This window comes from Brevibacterium sp. SMBL_HHYL_HB1 (genome assembly GCF_018208375.1).
Taxonomy (GTDB): Bacteria; Actinomycetota; Actinomycetes; order Actinomycetales; family Brevibacteriaceae; genus Brevibacterium; species Brevibacterium intestinavium.
The window spans coordinates 2,860,008-2,879,276 of record NZ_CP062936.1; the positions used below are offsets into that span (position 1 = coordinate 2,860,008).

Here is a 19,269-nt window from a genome sequence, read left to right on the forward strand (position 1 = left end):
CCACATGAGCGCTGAGGTGGATGCAGTCGTCGTCGGTTCCGGACCCAACGGCTTGGCTGCCGCAGTGACCCTGGCCCGCGCCGGACTCTCGGTGCAGGTCTTCGAGGCTCAGCCCACCATCGGCGGGGGTGCTCGCACCCTCGACCTGGGAGTGGCGCCGGGCATCACCCACGACGTCTGCTCGGCCGTCCACCCACTGGCCATCGCCAGCCCCTTCTTCGTCGACTTCGATCTGCGTGCTCGCGGAATGGAGCTGACCACCCCCGAGATCTCCTACGCCCAACCCCTCGACGGGAAGCCGGCCGCGCTGGCATTCCGCGATCTCGAGACCACGGTCGACCACCTCGGCGAGGCCGGGCCGGAATGGCGGCGATTCTTCGCCCCTCTGCTCGACCGGATCGACGATTCCGTGTGGCTGTCCCTGGGCGACAAACGCTCCGTGCCCGAGACGCTGCGCGACATGCCCGGAATCGCGAACGTCGTGAAGTTCGGTCTGCGTCTGCTCAGCCAGGCCGGCCCCGCGTGGAACATTCCCCTGTCCCACGAATCGACCCAGGCCCTGTTCACCGGCGTCGCCGCACACGCGATCGGCGGACTGCCGGCCATGGGGACCTCGGCCACGGCCACGATGCTGTCCACACTCGCCCATGCCGTGGGCTGGCCGTCCCCCGTCGGCGGCTCCCAGGCCATCATCGACGAACTCATCGCCGACCTCGAGGCCCACGGCGGATCCGTGACCGCGAACGCGCGCATCGATCACGTCTCCGACCTCCCCGCCGCCGGAGCCTATCTGCTCGACACCTCGGCACTGAACGCCGCGCAGATCTTCTCCGGGCTCCTGCCGTCCCAGGTCGACCGCTCGCTGCGACGGTTCAAACACGGCAATGCCGCGGCCAAGGTCGATTTCGTCCTCGACGGTCCCGTGCCCTGGGCCGATCCCGAAGTCCGGCGCGCCGGCACGATCCACGTCGGCGGAACACGCGCCCAGATGGCCGCCGCCGAGGCGCAGGTGATGGACGGACGCATGCCCGCCGACCCCGTGTGCCTCGTCTCCGACCCGACCGTCTTCGACCCCTCACGTGAGGTGGGCGGGCTGCGACCGCTGTGGGCGTATGCGCACGTGCCCTTCGACTGCCCGCTAGACCCGACCGAATACATCACCGGGCAGATCGAACGCTTCGCCCCCGGATTCCGCGACACCGTCGTGGCCTCGAACTCCATTCCGGCCTCGGAGATGGCCGCGCACAATCAGAACTACATCGGCGGGGACATCGCCACCGGCGTCGTCTCCTTCTACCGCATGATGGCTCGGCCGCGTCTGAGCTGGGACAACTACAGCCTCGGCGTGCCCGGAGCGTTCCTGTGCTCGTCGGCGACCCCGCCGGCCCCCGGCGTCCACGGGATGAACGGCTGGTTCGCCGCCCGGCGCGCGCTCAAGACCCGGTTCGGGATCGACCAGGCGCCGAGCTTGGCTCCAGGCGACTGAGTCCGGCTCCGGGGCCCGCGCCCGCTCCTGTGACTCCGCCCGCCGCGTCACTGATCGAATCGGACACAGATTGTCGGGCGGTGGGCGCGTCCAGGACGGAAACATGGTTGAGCGAAGGGAGACACCGTGATCGCCGAACTCAACACGCTCATCGACATCATCGAATCGCGCCTGTCCGGGCAGGCTAACCCCGCCCACCCGATGGCGGGCTCTTCCGTCGATGTCGGTGAACTGGCACGAGAGCTCGGCACCACCGAGTACCATCTGCGGCGGATGTTCTCATCACTGGCGGGGATGCCCCTGTCCGATTACGTCCGCCGACGTCGCATGAGCGTCGCCGCCGGCGATGTCATCGGCGGTGAGGATCTGCTGAGCGTGGCCGTGCGGTACGGCTACGGTTCGACCGAGGCCTTCGGCCGAGCCTTCCGCTCGGTCCACGGGGCAGGTCCGTCCCAGGTGCGGCGAAACGGCGGTCCCCTTCGCAGTCAACCGAAGCTCAGGCTGCGCCTGACGATCGAAGGGAGTTCATCAATGGACACTCGCATCACCGACCGACCGGCCTTCTCACTCATCGGTCACGCCACACGCGTGCCTCTCATCTACGAGGGGGAGAACCCGCATATCCGCGAACTCGTGGACTCTCTGCCGGCGAGCGAGCACACACGTCTCAAGTCGCTGTCGGCCACCGATCCTGCCGGGCTCCTGCAGGTCACCGCCGATGTCGACCCGGACTATCGGGAAGGGAGCGAACTCACGTACCTGCACGGCGTCGCGGTCTCGGCCACCGCCGAGGTGCCGGACGACCTCGACGTCATCGCGGTCGATGCGGGCTCTTGGGCGGTCTTCACGACGTCTGGCCCGTACCCCGCGGCCCTGCAGGAGACATGGGCCGCGACCGCGGCCGAATGGTTCCCTGCGAACCCCTGGCGGCTGCGCCCCGGCCCGTCGATCGTGTCGATCATCGACCGGGCCGAGGATTTCAGCACTGCGACGACGGAGCTGTGGCTGCCCGTCGAGGGTGAGTGACAGTCGCATCGGCCGACGTCCCCGCGGGGACGTCGGCCGGACCGTCCGCGGGGAGGCCGGTCGCCGGCAGCCCGGCCCCCTTCGACACGATCCTCAGTTCGGTCGAGCACGTCACCGCCGACCGGAGTCGCGACCACCCGCTGGGTCGTGGCAGTGATGCGGCCGGACGCCGCCGCGCATGGCGGTCACCCGCGTGCTTCAGGCGCTGCGAAGCGACCGGGGACCAGCCTCTCCAGAGGCAGGAACGCCGCCCAGCAGATGACCGTCGGCAGGAAGTGGATGCCCAGCGCCAGGTAGGTCATGAGGTGGAAGAGGCAGAAGAAGGCCACGACCCCGTAGAGCCACTTGCCCTTGAGGAACAGCGCGATCGGCGAGAGGAATTCGAAGACCAGCGTCGCCCATTGGGCGGCGATGAGCAGCCCCGGCATCTCGAGGAACGGTTTCGACCATTCGGCACCGCGGCGCATGAGTGCCCAGATGATCACGGCACCGTTGCCCCAATGGGCGATGTTGCCCGAGGCGATCCACTTCATCAGCACCGAGTAGAAGTAGGTGAGCACGACCGCGATCTGGACGACGCGCAGAGCCCACCCCGCCCGCGCCGAGGTGGTCGCGACGTCCCTGAACCGGGCCGCTCCGATCGTCGGCAGGTCGAAGGCGGCGATGACCAGCGCCATGTGATCGTGGGCGACATACCCATAGCCCTGGGTGTAGAACATCCAGGCTCCGAAGGACAGCGCCGCCGCCCAGCCGCTGAGGCGCTGGATGACCCCGGCCGCGGCCAGCAGCGAAGAGACGATGATCACCGCCAGCAGGATCTGCGCGCCGAGCACGCTGACCGCCGGGATGTGGAGGGCCCGTGCCAGCCACAACGGCTGGTAGAACTCCGGTGTCCAGCCGTGGGCGATGACGTCACCGGAGATGGTGAGCACATCGATGATGATGAAGATATAGATGAAGACCCGGAACACGGCCACTCGGGCCAAGGGCAACTCGGGCATGAACCAGCGCAGGAATCCGTTCCTCGCCCCCGCCTCGGCGGTGGTCAGGGTCTGGGTACCCGAGGAAGCGTTCGCATCCGCGTGTTCGCGGTCCGCGGGCATCGTCGGATCGTTCACCGCACCTCCCAGGTCGCGAGTTCGGTGAGTTCGGGTTCGCCGACGCTCAGACCGTTCTTCAGCTGTGTGGTGGTCCGGCACAGGATCATCTCCTCCGGCTCCGGTTCGTCCGGGTGCAGCCGCACATAGGAGTCGGCCAGCGACTGCAGCAGTTCGGGATGGGCGGTGACGCGGTCGAGCTGGGACTCGACGTCGCCGCGTTCGATGCCGACCGTGGCCGTATTGAATCCGAGTCGGCGCGGCTCGTCCTCACCGGGGAACTGGGCGGCGATGCACGTCGAGTTCACGGTGCCGTTGAGGTCCTTGGCCGTGGCGTACTGGGTGAGCGACCCGAGCGGGAAGAAATCGTTGGTGTTGAGCAGCTGCCCGCAGGTGAGGATGACCAGGGCGATGGCGGTGGCTCCGATCCGCCACCCGACCGAGAGCCTCGACAGCGGTCTGACCCGCGTCGGAGCCTTCTGCCGATCCGGCGCGGAAGCGGGCGGGGCGGAGGCCGGGTCCTGCCGCGCCAGGAGTCGACGCTTCTTGTCTTCCATACGCAGTCGGGGTCATTCTCTCGAGGGGTCGGACGTACGCAGACCATCGTAGCGCCCCACCGCTGCCCTGGTGAGCGACAGCCCGTCGGCGATCCGGACGCCCGGGAATGCCCGAGCCGGCATCGTGCGGCAGAGAGGGTCAGGAACCGCGGGCGTAGAGGTTGAGCTGTTCCCAGCCGGCGGCGTACTTCTGGAAGGCCGCGCGGGCGGATTCGGTGTCGTCGTTGCTCAACGCGGTGACCCAGGAGTCGACGAGTTCGGGAGCCTCGGTCGGCCACAGCACATCGGACATCCCGCCGAGGTCGAGTTCGAGGATCGAGTTCATGTCGAAGCTGTCGATCCATTCGACCAGGTCCGAGGTCTGCTCGACCATGTCGACGACCTTCGAGGTGTCCGAGATCGTCTCCGCGGCCCATTCCATGCGCGCCGAGGCGGCCAGGATGTCCGTGCGGATGAGCACCCGCAGACCTGCCTCGGTCTCATCGGTGATGATCTGGTCCTCGGACAGGGAGAAGAACAGCCACCAGGACGGAGGCACGTCCCAGGCCGAGACGCGGGTGAAGATCCGTGTGTCCTTCGCATCCTGCAGCCACTCCGCGCGGCGGCTGGCTGCCCGCCTGCGCGCGGACTTCGGAGCGATGATGTCCAGGGTCGCCTTCGAGGTGTGCTCGGTCAGCGACTCGAGCGCCTCCCACCCGCGGATGTCCTCCTGAGCCGGGCAGAAGCGGTCGACCCCGTCCGCCGTCTGAGACGCCGGGAGGAAGATCGGAGTCGCGCGGAAGGAATCGGCCACGGGGCTCGGAGGCAGGGAGATCAAGCGCTTGTCGGCGTCCTGGGAGATCTGCTCCTCGACCCGCGTCCGGTTGTCCTCCACCTGCCTGTCTTGCAATTCGGAATGCACCACAAGAGGTTCGAAGATCCGTAGGGTGACAACATAATCGCGACGGTAGGCCATGGGTTCAGCCTATCCAAGGTGTGCGCGCAAAATGGAACTTCCCAGTACGAACAGGTAGGATTTAAGCGCATAGCAGAGATCTAGTCCGGGGCGATTCGCCCCACATGACGACGGAGGGGGTCACGCCAGTGGGTCGCGGCCGCGCAAAGGCAAAGCAGATCAAGGTAGCTCGGAAGCTGAAGTACTACAGCCCGGACACCGACCTCGATCAACTCCAGCAGGAGCTGGGATCGGACTCTCGCAAGTCCGATTCGTCCGATCCGTATGACGATGATCCCGATTACTCCGCTTACGCCGATAAGTACAACGTCGACGATGACGACGAGTACGAAGACGAGCACGACGAGGACTGAGCACCGAGCGAGCGCATACGGCGCCAGCCGGCCAGGGCTGTAACGACGACACTGAGGGCGGGAACTGCGGTTCCCGCCCTCAGTCGTCTGCTGGTTCGCCTGCCGGGCATCACGCACCGCCGGAGCAGCCTGCTCGGCCGGGGCACGAGACTCCGCGGCTACTGCAGGATCGCTGCGCCGCCGTCGACGCCCTTGGCGCCCTGGACGTAGAAGGGATCGTCAGCCAGCGCCCCGTCGTCGGAGACGACTTCACCGAGCACCCAGGCGCCGGGACTGGCTTCGATGACGCCATCGGCCATCGCCGGGTCGACGACGAGGACCATGCCGACGCCGAGGTTCCAGGTGCGTTCGCGGTCGGCCTGCGGCACGCCGCCCAGATCGCCGAGGACCGAGAACACCGCCGGCACCTCCCAGGAGGCACGCGACATCTTCGCCACCAGTCCCTGCGGGAGCACGCGGGCCACATTGGCCGACAGTCCCCCACCGGTGACGTGGGAGACCGAGTGCACGGCCGTCGGCAGAGCGTCGAAGAGCGCGGCGAGTTCGCCGGTGTAGACATGGGTGGGCACGAGCAGCTCCTCACCGAGGGTGCGACCGAACTCGGCGACCTGCCGGTCCAGGTCCCACCCCGCCTCGGCGATGATGTGCCGGACCAGGGAGTAGCCGTTGGAGTGGATGCCCGAGGACGGCAGGCCGATGAGGACGTCGCCGGCGCGCACCTTCTCGGGTCCGAGCAGGTCGGCGGCGTCGACGACACCGGTGGCGGCACCGGCGACATCGTATTCGTCGACGCCGAGCAGTCCCGGGTGCTCGGCGGTCTCCCCGCCGACCAGGGCGACACCGGCGCTGGCGCAGGCATCGGCGATGCCGCGGACGATATCGGAGATGCGTTCGGCCACGACCTTGCCGCAGGCGATGTAGTCGGTCATGAACAGCGGCCTGGCTCCGCACACGATGATGTCGTCGACGACCATCCCGACGAGGTCGAAGCCGATGGTGTCGTGCTTGTCCATCGCCTGGGCGATGGCGACCTTCGTGCCCACCCCGTCGGTGGAGGAGGCCAGCAGCGGACGCTCGTAGTCCTTGAGCATGGAGACGTCGAAGAGTCCGGCGAATCCGCCCATCCCGCCGACCACGCCGGCGGTGTGGGTCGCCGAGACGGCGGCCTTCATCAGTTCGACGGCACGGTCTCCGGCCTCGACATCGACGCCGGCTGCGGCGTAGGTGGAGGACGCGTTCGTCTCTGTCGACGAGGCGGCGGACGACGCAGCGGGGTCAGAACTCAACTCAGCATCCTTTGTCGGCGGGGGTGTTGTTGACGGGGATCGGGTAGTTGCCCGAGAAGCAGGCGGTGCACAGCTGGCTGGGCTCCTGCTCGGTGGCGGCGATCATGCCGTCCAGGGAGATGTAGCCCAGGGAATCCGCGCCGAGGTTGTCGCAGATCTCGTTCGTGGTCAGTCCGTTGGCGATGAGTTCGGCACGAGTGGCGAAGTCGATGCCGTAGAAGCAGGGCCATTTGACCGGCGGAGAGGAGATGCGCACGTGGATCTCCTCTGCCCCGGCCTCCCGCAGCATCCGCACCAGCGCCCGCTGGGTGTTGCCGCGCACGATCGAGTCGTCGACGACGACGAGGCGCTTGCCCTCGATGTTCTCCCGCAGCGGGTTGAGCTTGAGGCGGATGCCCAGCTGGCGCAGGGTCTGTGAGGGCTGGATGAAGGTCCTCCCGACATAGGCGTTCTTCATCAGCCCCTGCCCGAAGGGGATGCCCGAGGCCTCGGCATAGCCGACGGCGGCCGGGGTGCCCGATTCCGGGGTGGCGATGACCAGATCGGCGTCGACCGGGTACTCCTCGGCCAGCTGCCTGCCCATCTGCGTCCGGGCGGCGTGGACGTTCTTACCGGCGAGCAGGCTGTCGGGTCGGGCGAGGTAGACGTATTCGAACACGCAGCGAGCATGTTCGGGTTCGGCGAAGCGGTGGGAGCGCAGCCCGTCCTCGTCGATGGCGATGAGTTCGCCGGGTTCGACGTCGCGGACGAACTTCGCGCCGACGATGTCGAGTGCCGCGGTCTCCGAGGCGACCACCCAGCCGTTCTCCAGCCGCCCCAGCGACAGGGGCCTGACCCCGTGCCGGTCACGGGCGGCGTAGAGGGTGTGCTCGTCCATGTACACGAACGAGAACGCCCCCTCGACATGCGGCAGCAGGTTCAGCGCCGCCTCGGTGAGGTCTTCGCCCTGTTCGGTCGCGAAGAGCTCGGTGACCAGGGAAGTGTCGTTCGAGGAGTCCCGGAAGGGGCGGGTGCGCGCGGTCTTCTTCGTGGCCTGCTCGACCACCTTCGTCGCATGGTCGCGCCTGCCATCGGCCATGGCCTCGAGGGCGTCGAAGTTCGTGAGATTGCCGTTGTGGGCCAGCGCCACGGTGCCGAACGGAGTCGGCCCCAGTGTGGGCTGAGCGTTCTCGAAGGACGGCGAGCCCGTCGTCGAATAGCGGGTGTGCCCGACGGCGATGTGCCCTTGCAGGAGCTCGAGATCGCGTTCGTGGAACACTTGGGAGACCAGGCCCATGTCTCGGTAGATGAGGATCTGCTTGCCGTTGCTGGCGGCGATGCCGGCGGACTCCTGTCCCCGGTGCTGCAGGGCGTAGAGCCCGAAGTAGGTGAGTTTGGCGGTTTCCTCGCCGGGGGCCCAGACTCCGAACACACCGCATTCGTCCTGCGGTCCGCGGTCCTGGGGGTCGATTTCGTGCGTCAGCTGCCCATCTCCTCTTGCCACGAGTGAAATTGTCTCATACCCGCACGGCCGCGCAGGCCCCGTGGTCAGACTGTGGAACGAGGCTCACAGACGCCGGTGAGATCAGACCGTGGAGTCCGGGGCCGGACCGCGCTCGGCTCCCCCGTCCTCGGCGGCGTCATCGATGTTCTCACCGGCGGTCTCGGCACCTCCTGCGGGGCCGGAGTCTGCGCCGGCGGCCGCCGCGGACTCATCGCCGGCTGCGGTCTCGCCGGCGTCCGGGTCCTCGCCGCGGGCCTCGGCCAAGCGGCGTCGAGCGACCTCCTTGGGATCATCGACCATGTCGATCTGCGCGTCGACACGGAACTCCTTGGCCCGCTTCCGTCCCGTCCAGTCGAGGATGAGCGCGAGCAGCCCGCCGAGGAACAGCCCGCCGGCGCCGAGGACGAGCAGCATCAGCCCGACCCCCTTCGCCACCGTGTACCCCATCGGCATGTCCGCAGGGTCGACGAACATCGCGAGGATGCCCGCGACGAAGACGCCGAGCACCGCGCCGATGCCCATGAACACCGAATACTTGGGGCTGCGACGGACGGCGACGTCGATCTGGTCCTTCATGATCTCCTTGGACACGGGGCCGCTCACGGCCGGGGGACACCGGGGAGGCCCCCGGCAGAACAGGTCGCGAACATTCTAGTCGAGTCAGTCTGAGCCGCCTCCCAGGCAGTCTCACACCGGCTCCCATAAACTGGACACATCCAGCTGACCGGTTCACCAGACAGAGGTTCTGACATGTCCCATACGATCATCGTCGGCATCGACGGCTCCGACAACGCCCACTGCGCCCTGCAGTGGGCGATCGCGCACGCGAAGAGGACCGACTCCCAGATCCGCATCGTCGCCGCCTACACCGTCCCCGGAGTCAACATGGGCCCGGCCGACGTCGTCTATCCCGCGGACTTCGACGTCGCCGTGAAGAAGACCGTCGAAGGCATCGCCGAGGCGGCCGCCGCCACGGTCACCGAGGCCGGCGTCCCCGTGTCGACGACGATCACCCCGGGAGACGCCTCGGGGGTGATGGTCGAGCATTCGAAGAATGCCGATCTCGCCGTCGTCGGCGCCCGCGGTCGCGGTGGTTTCGCTGGCCGGCTGCTCGGCTCCGTGGCCCTGGCCATGCCCGCGCATTCGCACTGTCCCACCGTCGTCATCCCGAGCACGTGGCCGAGCCGGGAGATGCCGCAGACCCCGCTGCCGATCGAACTGCCCGTGCGCTCGAACTCTCCGCGCACCCCCGAGGCGTCCGGAAAGCGGCGGCTCGACTTCTCCGGTGAGGTCGTCGCCGCCGTCTCCCCCTTCGAAACGGACACCCCGGTCCTGCGGGCGGCGGCCGCTCAGGCCGCGATCTACGGCGCCCCGCTGCATCTGGTCGGTGTCACCGCCACACATGTCCTCTCGCCCGAGTGGATGCCCACCCAAGAGCACCTGGTGCGGATGTACGACGAGGCGGAGAAGTCCGTCGAAGCCGCCATCGAGGCTCTGCGCGGCGACTTCCCCGTCCTCGATGTGCGCTTCTCGCTCTTCGACGCCCCCGCCACCGAGGTGCTCGTGTCCGCCACCTACACCGCCGATCTCATGGTCATCGGCTCTCGCGGTCGCGGCGGCTTCGCCTCCACCATCCTCGGCTCGACCTCGCAGGGCGTGCTCTCCCACGCCGTGTGCCCGGTCCGGGTGGTGCGCGTGACCAGACGGCAGCCCGGCCGGCGCCGCTGAGGAATCGCCGTCACCCCAGGGCGATGAGCCCGATTCCGGTGACGACGACGAGGGCACCGGCGAGTTTGATCCCGATGTTCTTCTCCCCGAAGAACCACCAGGCCAGAAGGGTGCCGATGATGATCGAGGTCTCGCGCACGGGAGCCACGAGCGCCACCGGGGCCTGCTGCATCGCGAACAGGACGAGCACATAGGCCAGCGGGGACAGGATCGCCACGGTCACCAGCGCCCTCTTGTGCCCGCGGAGGATCTCGCGGAAGTCCGCCCTCCGTGCGGCACCGCCGGGCAGTCCGATGATGCCGGCGGCCATGAGCAGGCCCACGCAGGCCTCGGAGACGGCGAAGTAGAGCAGCGGCGACTCGCTGATGCGGTTGACCGCGAAGTCGTCCCACAGGGTGTAGCCGGCGATGAAAGCCCCGATCAGCCCGCCCCAGGCGAGCCCGCGGCGCAGCCGGGCACCGCTGGCGGGCACATCCCCGCCGGGCCTCGGACGGATCGTGACGACAGCGATTCCGGCGATGACGATGAAGGCGCCGGTCACCTCGGCGAGGGTGGGACGTTCGCCGAGGAAGGCCACGGCGATGATGATCGTGATGACCGGACCGGTCCCCCGCGCGGTCGGGTAGACCACTCCCAAGGGCGCGTGGTCGTACCTGAGTTCCACAACTTTAGTGCCCCGCAAAACGGTCCGGCAGTAGCTCACCCGCGATTTTTCTCGCTTCCCCGGTGACCTCTGGGTCGAAGGTGATGTCCTGCCCACCCACGCGGCCGGTGAACTCCCGCAGCGGCCGCAACGATGTGATGATCTTCTTCAGCGACGCCCCAGTCGTGTCCTGCATGAACCTCGATATGGCCAACGCGGTGAACACGACTGTCAAGTGCGCCTCGATCGCATCTCTGGTGCGGTGGAAGATCGGCCTGGCTCGTAGGTCGGTCTTCGACATCCGGAAAGACTGCTCGACATGCCACAGGTCGTGATAGCTGCCGATGACCTCGGCCGCAGGCATGGTCCCGACGGGAATGTTCGTCACGTAGCCTTTGAACCCTGTCAGCTTCATCGCCCGCTCATAAGCCTTCTCATCGAAGGCTTTCTCCTCATCAGTGACCTTGACGAACCGAGCCTTCTTCGCCGGCTTGTCACCGTCGATGATCGCCAATGCCCGGTTGCGCTGCAGGTTCAGCGTCTGCTCATCACGCATCGCCCGTTTGCGCCGGTACTGCCACACCACTCGCCACGCATGAGGATGCTCTTTCGCTGACCAGACGGGTTCGCGTCTCTTCTTCACCCGCTCAGGATCAAGCCGCTTGGTTCCTTTCGGGGTGATCGTGTCGATGATCTGCCCGTCCTCGGCGTACTCACCATTCCACCGAAAATGCGTCGCCAGATCGTGTGGAGCTTTCGTCTGCCTCGACCCGACGATGAACCGCAGCCCAGCGTCATCGAGTTCTTTGAGGTTCTTTGCCGACAGCATTCCGGCGTCGGCGGCGACGACCATGTCTGTCACCTGGTGGCGTTCTTGGAAGGCTTTGATCACGGGAATGAGCGTGTGGGTCTCTGCTTTCGATCCTTCGAAGCAGCCGATCTCTAACGGGAATCCGGTCCGATCGACGAGGAGTCCAACAACGATCTGCGGGTCCACGCGGCGTTCTTTGGAGTACCCGACCTGACGCAGAGAATCTTCCTTCTCAGCCTCGAAATACAGTGTCGTGACGTCATACAGCAGCAGACTGATGCCGGTGGTGGCGATGCTGTGGGCGAAGCATTTCTCGGCGATCTTGTCCCGGTAGTCGCGTTCGTTGGCCCGAACCAGACAGTTGAGGAACGTGTTGTGGTGCGGTGGCTCGATACCGAGCTCGGCAAGGACACGGAGACTGTCGGCTTTCGATGTCGGCTCAACCAGCCGTGCCAGCACGAGGTGAAAGAAGGCGTTGTCGTTGACCACCTCGTCGAAACCGAGTCTCTTCCACGACTCGGCGATGGCATCGATGAGGACGGAAGACCGTGATCCCACCACAGTTCGGGCCCGCGGTGGCACGGCAGCATCGGTAGGTAGGCCCAGCTCAAGTTCGAGTTGTTCGGCCGCCCCGTAGTCGGCGAGCCCTTCTTCGCCGGCAGCGAGCAGAGCCGCTAGTTCTGCTTCTGTATGAGCGGATCCGAGGTGTTCAAGGACGGTGACTTTCCCACGGTGTTTGCGCACGATCTGCACGGCTGTGGCCCCGGACCCGGTGGTGACTTTCCGCAGACGAGGCGACATAGCCCCATCGTAGACAGCCAATTAGTGTCCCACCAACAGAATTCCCGGCCTTGTGACCAGCACAAACACGAACGGAATCGCGAAATCAGCGCCTAGTTGTGGAAGTCAGGAGCCAATTAGTGTCCCACCAACAGAATTCCCGGCCTTGTGACCAGCACAAACACGAACGGAATCGCGAAATCAGCGCCTAGTTGTGGAAGTCAGGAGGGTGGGACGTTCGCCGAGGAAGGCCACGGCGATGATGATCGTGATGACCGGACCGGTCCCCCGCGCGGTCGGGTAGACCACTCCCAAGGGCGCGTGGTCGTAGCCGGACTGCAGGGACACCGAATAGGCGATGTGGAAGACGGCGCTGAGCGCGGCCGCGGCGACCAGCGCCCAGTTCAGCGGCTGCGCACCGGAGGCGATGATGACGATCGCGACCGGGATCAGGAGGATGGCCGAGAGCCCGTGGTAGGCCAGCACGAAGGCGTAGCCCTTGCCGGTCACCGACTTCGCGGCCAGGTTCCACAGCGCATGAGCCACCGAGGCGATGAGGACGAGGCCGAGCACCGAGAACGTCATCGCGGCCCCCGCTGTCTGCTCACAGCTTGATGGCGACGGTCTTCGTCTGCGTGTACTCGTCGAGGGCTTCGATGGACTTCTCCCGCCCGTAGCCGGACTTCTTGAACCCGCCGAAGGGAAGCTCCACTCCCCCGCCGGCCCCATAGGTGTTGACGAAGATCTGCCCGGCCTCGACCTCGGCGGCCAGCCGGTGGGCGCGGGAGAGGCTCTGCGTCCACAGCGCGGTGACGAGCCCGTAGTCGGTGCCGTTGGCCAGGGCCACGGCCTCGGCCTCATCGGCGAAGGGCATGGTCACGACGACGGGGCCGAAGACCTCCTCCTGGGCGATCCGCGACTGCGGGTCCACACTGTCGACGAGGGTGGGCGTGATGAACGCCCCGGCGGCGAGGTCGTCGGCCAACCCAACGGGTCGCCGGTCGCCGGTGACGATCTGCCCGGTCTCGACCTCGGACAGGAAGCCGGAGACCCTCTCGTGCTGTTCGGCCGAGATCAGAGGCCCGAGCATCGGGTCGTCGAGGCCGTAGCCGATGGTCACCTCGGACATGGCCGCGGCCAGCTTGTCGACGACCTCGGCGTGGACGTCGCGGTGGACGAGCAGTCGGGACCCGGCCGAGCACGTCTGTCCGGCGTTCTGGATGACCGATCGCAGGAGGGAGGGGATGGCCGCGTCGACATCGGCATCGGCGAAGACGATGTTCGCTGACTTCCCGCCGAGTTCGAGCACCGTGGGCACGACCCTCTCGGCCGCGGCGTGGGCGATGGCCGAACCGGTCCGGGTCGAGCCGACGAAGCCGAGGTGGGCCACGCCCGGATGTGCGCTCAGGGCCGCACCCGCCTCGGCACCGAGCCCGGTGACGACGTTGAACGCTCCCGCCGGGAACCCGACGGAGTGGATGAGTTCGGCCAATCGCACGGTCGATCGCGGGGTCTCATCGGCGGGTTTGGCCACGGCGCAGTTGCCCGTGGCCAGGGACGTGGCGGCGGCACGGCCGATGAGCTGGAGCGGATAGTTCCAGGCCACGATGTGCCCGGTCACCCCATAGGGTTCGCGCCGGGTGTAGACGTGCATGTCCTCGGCCATCGGGATCGTCTGCCCGTAGTAGGACTCGATCGTGTGGCCGTAGAACTCGAAGTAGCGGGCGCAGACATCGACATCGGCGTAGGCCTGGGTCAGCGGTTTGCCGGTGTCCTCGGATTCGAGGCGGGCGAGTTCGTCGCGGTTGGCCGCGATCACGGCCGCGGCGGCCACGAGCAGGGTCGAACGCTGCTGCGGGCTCGACCGCCTCCATTCCCGCTGCGCCTTCGTCGCCGCCCGCACGGCGCGGTCGACCTCGTCGGCTCCTCCCCGGGAGACGTCGCCGAGGTGGCCGCCGGTGGCCGGGTCGACGTTCGGATAGGTGATGAGGGAGGGCACATGCCGCCCGCCGATGAAGGACGTCGTCTGGGTGATCTGCGCGCTCATCGCCGTTCCTCTGATTCCGCGGGGCTGAAGAGGGGGAGGTGCTCGCTGAGGTCGGCCCGGGTGCCCGAGGCCTCGATGCTGCCCGCCTCGAGCGCGGTGGCGAAGTCCGTGCTCCCGGTGACCAGGCCCAACCACACCTCGGCGGAGGTCTCGACGACGTTCGGCGGGGTGCCGCGGGTGTGGCGGGGCCCGGCGATGCACTGCGTGACCCCGAACGGGGGAACACGGACCTCGACGCTGTTGCCTTCGGCGCGAGCCGCGAGCTCCTCGAGCGTGAATCGCACGGCGGTGGCCACAGTCGAACGGTCGGCCGGGCCCGCGTCGAGCTTCGACTGCGCCGCCCACATCTCCAGTGCGCTGCGTCCCTGGTCGGGATCGATCCTTCTGCGAATCGCCATCAGTGCCTCTCCCTCTTACCGATACTGGCAATATCCTCCCCGAGCGCGAGCCGCCCGACAACGCTCGTCCGTCCTTCGGAATCCGTGCCCCCGGTGACCGGGTCCGTGATCGCGGCGATGACCGCGGCCACGTCGTCATCGGTGACCTCCGGCGCCGAGGCGGGGTTCGCGCCCTCGTCGAAGGCCCCGGCCCGCTGCAGCAGGGTGAGTGCGACGAGTCCGGTGGCCCGCGAGGATCCGTCGAGGCATTTGACCGCCACCGAATAGCCGGACTTCGTCGCCATGACGATGACGCCCTCGGCCCCGCCCTTGGCGAAGACGCCGAGACGCTCGATCACCGTCGTGTTCGGCCGACCATGGCCTTCGACGGCCCACGGGTCGGCGAACACCGCGTCCATGAGGGTCCTGGCCTGCTCCGTGTAGTCGGTCCAGGCGCCTGCGGGTGCGCCGGCCCCGTCTCCGGGCGGGCCGACCTCGGCCGAACTGCCTGCGCTGACCACGCGGCCGATGGCTCGGGCCAGACCGTTGAGGCTGAGCGCGAACACCGGGGCTCCGCAGCCGTCGACGCCGACGGCGGCCGGGGTCTCCGAGGCGAAGGCCTCGACCACCTCGGCGACTCTGATCTGCACGGGATGATCGGCGGACAGGTAGGTGGAGGTCTCGGCGCCGATGGCCCGGGCGGCGGTGAGGAAGGCGGTGTGCTTGCCCGAGCAGTTGAAGTGCAGCGCCGACCGCGGATCGGTCTCCGCCTCTCGCGATGCCCGGGCCTCCTCCTGCAGTCGGCGGCGGAAGGCGCCGTCGGCGGGGTGGACGGACGGACACTGCAGGTCGGCGACGCTGAGGCCGGCGGCGTCGAGCATGGCCGCAACGACCTCGACGTGCCCGGCCTCGGACTTGTGTGAGGCCGTGGCCAGGGCCGCCGCCGGTCCGGACAGCTTCGCGCCGAGGCTCATCGCCGCGATCGCCTGCAGCGGTTTGAGACTCGATCGGGTGAACACGGGCACCTCGGGGGCGCCGAGGCGAATCAGCGGCGTCCCCTGTGGGTCGAGGACCACGGCGGATCCGATATGGCGGGATTCGGTGAATCCGCTGCGGATGACGACGGCGAGCTCGGCGGCTTGTGCGGGGGTGAAAGTCGAACTGGTCACGCACTCAAGCCTACGACCCTTTAGGCTGGTGCCGTGAAGGTTCTTGTCATCGGTTCGGGCTCCCGTGAACACGCCCTCGTCCTCGCTCTTTCGCGCGACCCGCAGGTCGACGCCGTCATCGCCGCGCCCGGCAACCCCGGGATCGCTCAGGTCGCCCACACCGAGGCCGTCGATGCCTCGGACGCGGCGGCCGTGACCGCGCTGGCCGAATCGCTCGACGTCGACCTCGTCGTCATCGGCCCCGAGGCGCCCCTGGTCGCCGGGGTCGCCGATGCTCTGCGCGAGGCCTCGTTCCCCGTCTTCGGACCCAGTTCGGAAGCGGCCGTGCTCGAAGGCTCGAAGGCCTTCGCCAAGGAGGTCATGGAGACGGCGAACGTACCCACCGCACGGGCTCAGGTCTCCTACTCCCCCGACGAGGCCGCCGCCGCACTGCGCGAATTCGGCGCTCCGCACGTCGTCAAGGCCGATGGCCTGGCCGCCGGCAAGGGCGTGGTCGTGACCGACGACTTCGATGCGGCGTACGAGCATGCGAGCTCCTGTCTCGACGTCTCCGATCGGGTCGTCATCGAGGACTACCTCGATGGGCCAGAGGTCTCCCTCTTCGTCCTCTGCGACGGCGAGCACACTCTGCCCCTGGCCCCGGCCCAGGACTTCAAGCGCATCGGCGAAGGCGACACCGGTCCGAACACCGGCGGCATGGGCGCCTATTCTCCGCTGCCGTGGCTGCCGGCGGGCACGGTCAAGACAATCGTCGACACCGTCGCCCAGCCCGTCGTCGACGAGATGGCCCGCCGCGGCACCCCGTTCACCGGGCTCCTCTACTGCGGTCTGGCGCTGACGTCGAAGGGGCCGCGCGTCGTCGAGTTCAACGTCCGCTTCGGCGACCCCGAGACGCAGTCCGTGCTCGCCCGGCTGAAGAGCCCCCTGGGCCAGACGCTGCTGGCCGCCGCCGAGGGCCGCCTGAACGAGGTCGGCGACCTCGACTGGGATCCGCGCGCCTCGGTCACCGTGGTCATGGCCGCCGAGAACTATCCCGGCACTCCGACCACCGGTGACATCATCCGCGGCCTCGACACCGCCGAGGGCCTGACCGATATCAGCGTGCTGCACGCGGGCACGAAGCTGGCCACCGGCTCCAGCGGCGGGTTCGCTCCCGAGGACGCCGTGATCACGAAGGACATCGCCGAGACCGGCGACATCGTCACCTCCGGCGGCAGAGTGCTCTCCGTCGTCTCGCTCGGCGCCGACCTCGACGAGGCCCGGCAGAGGGCCTATGCGGCCGTCGACGAGATCAAGTGGGACGGCGAGCACCACCGCACCGATATCGCCGAGGCGGCCGCGGCCGGACGCATCGAGCTCGCCGAGATCTACGGCGCCCCCGAGACGCCGGCTGCCGGCGCAGCGGGCGGGGCCCCCGGCGCGACGGCGGGTCTGGCCGCCGAGACGGTGGGTCTGGCCGCCGCTGCTCCCGAACTTCCGGGCTGGAGACATGTGTACTCGGGCAAGGTCCGCGATCTCTACATTCCCGAGAGCGCGGCGGATGTCGCGAGCGCCGAGTCCCTGCTCATGGTCGCCAGCGACCGGATCTCGGCCTATGACTGGGTGCTCGATTCCGAGATCCCGGACAAGGGCAAGGTGCTCACGGGACTGAGTCTGTGGTGGTTCGACCAGCTCTCAGAGGTCATCGGCAACCATGTCATCAGCTCCGCTGTCCCCGAGGCCGTGCGCGGTCGCGGCCTGATCGTTGAGAACCTGGCCATGCTGCCCGTCGAATGCGTCGCTCGCGGTTACCTCACCGGCTCCGGTATGGCCGATTACAAAGCCACCGGCTCCGTGTGCGGCATCCGACTGCCCGCCGGACTCGATGAGGCCGATCGCCTCGAACCGCCGATCTTCACGCCTGCGACGAAGGCCGAGCTCGGCGATCACGACGAGAACGTCAGCCTCGCTCAGATCGCCGAGACCGTCGGCACCGAAACCGCGGAGAAGCTGCGCGAACTGACCATTGACATCTACCAGCGGGCCGAGGCCATCGCCCGCGAACGCGGCATCATCCTCGCCGACACGAAGTTCGAGTTCGGCACGCTGACCGATGGCACGATCGTCCTCGGCGACGAGGTGCTCACCCCGGATTCCTCCCGCTTCTGGGACGCTGAGGACTATGCGCCCGGACGGACTCAGGCGAGCTTCGACAAGCAGTTCGTCCGCGACTGGCTGACCACCGAATCGGGCTGGGACAAGTCCTCTGACACCCCGCCGCCGGCCCTGCCGGCCGAAGTCGTCGACAAGACCCGTGCCCGCTACATCGAGGCCTTCGAACGACTCACCGGGCAGACCTTCCCCGGCTGAGCCCTTCGCCGGCAGCGCATTCCGGCGAAGTGGCCCACGTCGTTGCCGACGTCCTGCGCGACAGCCTGCCGGGTCCGGCGCGACGCCGCCCCCCCTTCCACACCGCTCCGCGATCCCTCGCACACCCCACCACTCCCTGCGAATACCGCAGTGTGAGACACCGATCCAGCGGTGACAACAACTGCTATTGCCCTTTTCAGCCACACCTGTCGAAAAATGCAACGGAATCGGTGGATTCACCTTCGATCTTCCGCTAAGGCGCTAAACAGTGATTCAGGACACACCTTCGGGTCGTCCTATCTCACCGGTCCCTGAGACCGGGAAGCACCCCCGCCAGACGCGGCGGAAGACCCCAGGCGGAACGCGGCTACCGCGCCCCGCCCGAGCTTCGACAGAGCAGTCGGGAGGCAGCAGTGGATCTCGATATCCTCGATGTCACCATCTTCGACGGGCACGCGCTCCGGCCCGAGAATCGAGTGAGCATCCGGGACGGACTCATCAGCGAGATCGGCACGGGCGCTGCCGAGACGCCGGCGGCCCGCACCATCACCGCCACCGGCCGCCTGCTCACCCCCGGCTTCGTCGACGCCCACGTGCACACGACTTTCGGCGGACAGGTATCCCTGGCCTGCGACCTCAGCCGGGCCGACGGGCTCGACGAGGCCCTCGACGCCCTGCGCCTGTATCTGGGAAGCACCGAGGGCTGGGTCACCGGCGGCGGCTGGTCGATGGCCGACTTCCCCGGCGGTGCTCCGACCGCGAGCATCCTCGACGAAGTCACCGCGAACCGTCCGATCATCCTGCTCAGCGCCGATCACCACTCGGCGTGGGTCAACCGGGCGGCCATCGACCTCGTCGGAGCCCACGTCCCGCCAGCCGACGAAGCGGCGAGCCGCGCCGGACTGCGCGCGGGCCAGTCCTACCTCCACCGCCTCGGCGTCACGGCGTGGATGGACGCCATCATCGGCGACTACTCCGGCCACCGGTCCCCCCCCCTGCGACGCCTACGTCGCGGCCGAGATCAGCACCGTGACCAACGAACTGACCGTCTGCGACGACCGCATCGTCTTCGACATCGCCGAGGGCGCCCAGTCGACCACTGCCACCCCGAACACCGCTGAA

Annotated in this window: 18 protein-coding genes; 6 read left to right on the forward strand and 12 right to left on the reverse strand. The window is 67.8% G+C overall.

Translation table 11 applies throughout. The features are described from left to right. Nucleotides 1–4 precede the first annotated feature (4 nt). Nucleotides 5–1,486 (forward strand): NAD(P)/FAD-dependent oxidoreductase, encoded by a 1,482-nt coding sequence (locus tag IG171_RS13270; RefSeq protein WP_212127882.1) that lies wholly within the window; start codon nucleotides 5–7, stop codon nucleotides 1,484–1,486. A 126-nt stretch (nucleotides 1,487–1,612) separates the two neighbouring features. Beyond that, entirely contained in the window at nucleotides 1,613–2,512 is a 900-nt protein-coding gene (locus tag IG171_RS13275; protein WP_212127883.1) for a GyrI-like domain-containing protein, read from the forward strand. Between the two features lie 185 nt (nucleotides 2,513–2,697). Here the strand turns inward: IG171_RS13275 and IG171_RS13280 are convergent, their stop codons facing one another. The 3 genes from IG171_RS13280 to IG171_RS13290 all read right to left on the reverse strand — a co-directional run bounded on the left by IG171_RS13280 (nucleotide 2,698) and on the right by IG171_RS13290 (nucleotide 5,121). Continuing rightward, complete coding sequence (locus IG171_RS13280; protein ID WP_249203690.1) at nucleotides 2,698–3,630, reverse strand: hypothetical protein; 933 nt, start codon at nucleotides 3,628–3,630, stop codon at nucleotides 2,698–2,700. Continuing rightward, a complete protein-coding gene (locus tag IG171_RS13285; protein WP_212127884.1) occupies nucleotides 3,627–4,166 on the reverse strand; it encodes a hypothetical protein in 540 nt (179 codons plus the stop codon). Before IG171_RS13285 ends, IG171_RS13280 begins: the two co-directional genes overlap by 4 nt. 139 nt (nucleotides 4,167–4,305) lie before the next feature. Then, entirely contained in the window at nucleotides 4,306–5,121 is an 816-nt protein-coding gene (locus IG171_RS13290) for a hypothetical protein (RefSeq protein WP_212127885.1), read from the reverse strand. Between the two features lie 128 nt (nucleotides 5,122–5,249). On the opposite strand from IG171_RS13290, the gene IG171_RS13295 reads away from it, so the two are divergent. Further along, nucleotides 5,250–5,474, forward strand: coding sequence for a DUF3073 domain-containing protein (locus IG171_RS13295; RefSeq protein ID WP_212127886.1), 225 nt, complete (start codon nucleotides 5,250–5,252; stop codon nucleotides 5,472–5,474). 158 nt (nucleotides 5,475–5,632) lie between these two features. Here the strand turns inward: IG171_RS13295 and purM are convergent, their stop codons facing one another. From purM to IG171_RS13310, 3 genes are all read right to left on the reverse strand, one after another. Next, a complete protein-coding gene (purM, locus tag IG171_RS13300; RefSeq protein ID WP_212127887.1) occupies nucleotides 5,633–6,760 on the reverse strand; it encodes a phosphoribosylformylglycinamidine cyclo-ligase in 1,128 nt (375 codons plus the stop codon). A gap of 1 nt (nucleotide 6,761) precedes the next feature. Next, nucleotides 6,762–8,243, reverse strand: coding sequence for an amidophosphoribosyltransferase (gene purF / locus IG171_RS13305; RefSeq protein WP_212127888.1), 1,482 nt, complete (start codon nucleotides 8,241–8,243; stop codon nucleotides 6,762–6,764). Between the two features lie 81 nt (nucleotides 8,244–8,324). Then, nucleotides 8,325–8,819: a hypothetical protein gene (locus IG171_RS13310; protein WP_249203691.1), complete on the reverse strand. Its 495-nt coding sequence runs from the start codon at nucleotides 8,817–8,819 to the stop codon at nucleotides 8,325–8,327. Between the two features lie 174 nt (nucleotides 8,820–8,993). On the opposite strand from IG171_RS13310, the gene IG171_RS13315 reads away from it, so the two are divergent. Further along, on the forward strand, nucleotides 8,994–9,971 hold the full coding sequence (locus IG171_RS13315; protein WP_212127890.1) for a universal stress protein: 978 nt from the start codon (nucleotides 8,994–8,996) through the stop codon (nucleotides 9,969–9,971). 10 nt (nucleotides 9,972–9,981) lie between these two features. Here the strand turns inward: IG171_RS13315 and IG171_RS13320 are convergent, their stop codons facing one another. The 6 genes from IG171_RS13320 to IG171_RS13345 form a co-directional block, all read right to left on the reverse strand. Next, a complete protein-coding gene (locus tag IG171_RS13320) occupies nucleotides 9,982–10,635 on the reverse strand; it encodes a DMT family transporter (RefSeq protein ID WP_249203692.1) in 654 nt (217 codons plus the stop codon). A gap of 4 nt (nucleotides 10,636–10,639) precedes the next feature. Then, entirely contained in the window at nucleotides 10,640–12,226 is a 1,587-nt protein-coding gene (locus IG171_RS13325; protein WP_212127892.1) for an IS1634 family transposase, read from the reverse strand. 180 nt (nucleotides 12,227–12,406) lie between these two features. Next, nucleotides 12,407–12,790 (reverse strand): hypothetical protein, encoded by a 384-nt coding sequence (locus IG171_RS13330; RefSeq protein WP_249203693.1) that lies wholly within the window; start codon nucleotides 12,788–12,790, stop codon nucleotides 12,407–12,409. Nucleotides 12,791–12,809: 19 nt separating this feature from the next. Continuing rightward, on the reverse strand, nucleotides 12,810–14,252 hold the full coding sequence (locus IG171_RS13335; RefSeq protein ID WP_212127893.1) for an aldehyde dehydrogenase family protein: 1,443 nt from the start codon (nucleotides 14,250–14,252) through the stop codon (nucleotides 12,810–12,812). Next, complete coding sequence (locus IG171_RS13340; protein WP_212127894.1) at nucleotides 14,249–14,650, reverse strand: sterol carrier family protein; 402 nt, start codon at nucleotides 14,648–14,650, stop codon at nucleotides 14,249–14,251. Before IG171_RS13340 ends, IG171_RS13335 begins: the two co-directional genes overlap by 4 nt. Continuing rightward, nucleotides 14,650–15,798, reverse strand: coding sequence for an asparaginase (locus IG171_RS13345; protein WP_212127895.1), 1,149 nt, complete (start codon nucleotides 15,796–15,798; stop codon nucleotides 14,650–14,652). Before IG171_RS13345 ends, IG171_RS13340 begins: the two co-directional genes overlap by 1 nt. Before the next feature lie 33 nt (nucleotides 15,799–15,831). Here IG171_RS13345 and purD point away from each other — a divergent pair, with 33 nt between their 5' ends. Then, a complete protein-coding gene (gene purD / locus IG171_RS13350) occupies nucleotides 15,832–18,147 on the forward strand; it encodes a phosphoribosylamine--glycine ligase (protein ID WP_212127896.1) in 2,316 nt (771 codons plus the stop codon). A gap of 413 nt (nucleotides 18,148–18,560) precedes the next feature. Further along, a complete protein-coding gene (locus IG171_RS13355; protein WP_212127897.1) occupies nucleotides 18,561–19,268 on the forward strand; it encodes an amidohydrolase family protein in 708 nt (235 codons plus the stop codon). The last annotated feature ends 1 nt before the right edge of the window (nucleotide 19,269 follow it).

Coding starts and splice junctions, on each gene's coding strand:
- IG171_RS13270 (WP_212127882.1), top strand. CDS start 5: ATGAGCGCTGAGGTGGATGCAGTCGTCGTCGGTTCCGGACCCAACGGC.
- IG171_RS13310 (WP_249203691.1), bottom strand. CDS start 8,819: ATGAAGGACCAGATCGACGTCGCCGTCCGTCGCAGCCCCAAGTATTCG.
- IG171_RS13285 (WP_212127884.1), bottom strand. CDS start 4,166: ATGGAAGACAAGAAGCGTCGACTCCTGGCGCGGCAGGACCCGGCCTCC.
- IG171_RS13315 (WP_212127890.1), top strand. CDS start 8,994: ATGTCCCATACGATCATCGTCGGCATCGACGGCTCCGACAACGCCCAC.
- IG171_RS13340 (WP_212127894.1), bottom strand. CDS start 14,650: ATGGCGATTCGCAGAAGGATCGATCCCGACCAGGGACGCAGCGCACTG.
- IG171_RS13330 (WP_249203693.1), bottom strand. CDS start 12,790: ATGACGTTCTCGGTGCTCGGCCTCGTCCTCATCGCCTCGGTGGCTCAT.
- IG171_RS13335 (WP_212127893.1), bottom strand. CDS start 14,252: ATGAGCGCGCAGATCACCCAGACGACGTCCTTCATCGGCGGGCGGCAT.
- IG171_RS13290 (WP_212127885.1), bottom strand. CDS start 5,121: ATGGCCTACCGTCGCGATTATGTTGTCACCCTACGGATCTTCGAACCT.
- IG171_RS13325 (WP_212127892.1), bottom strand. CDS start 12,226: ATGTCGCCTCGTCTGCGGAAAGTCACCACCGGGTCCGGGGCCACAGCC.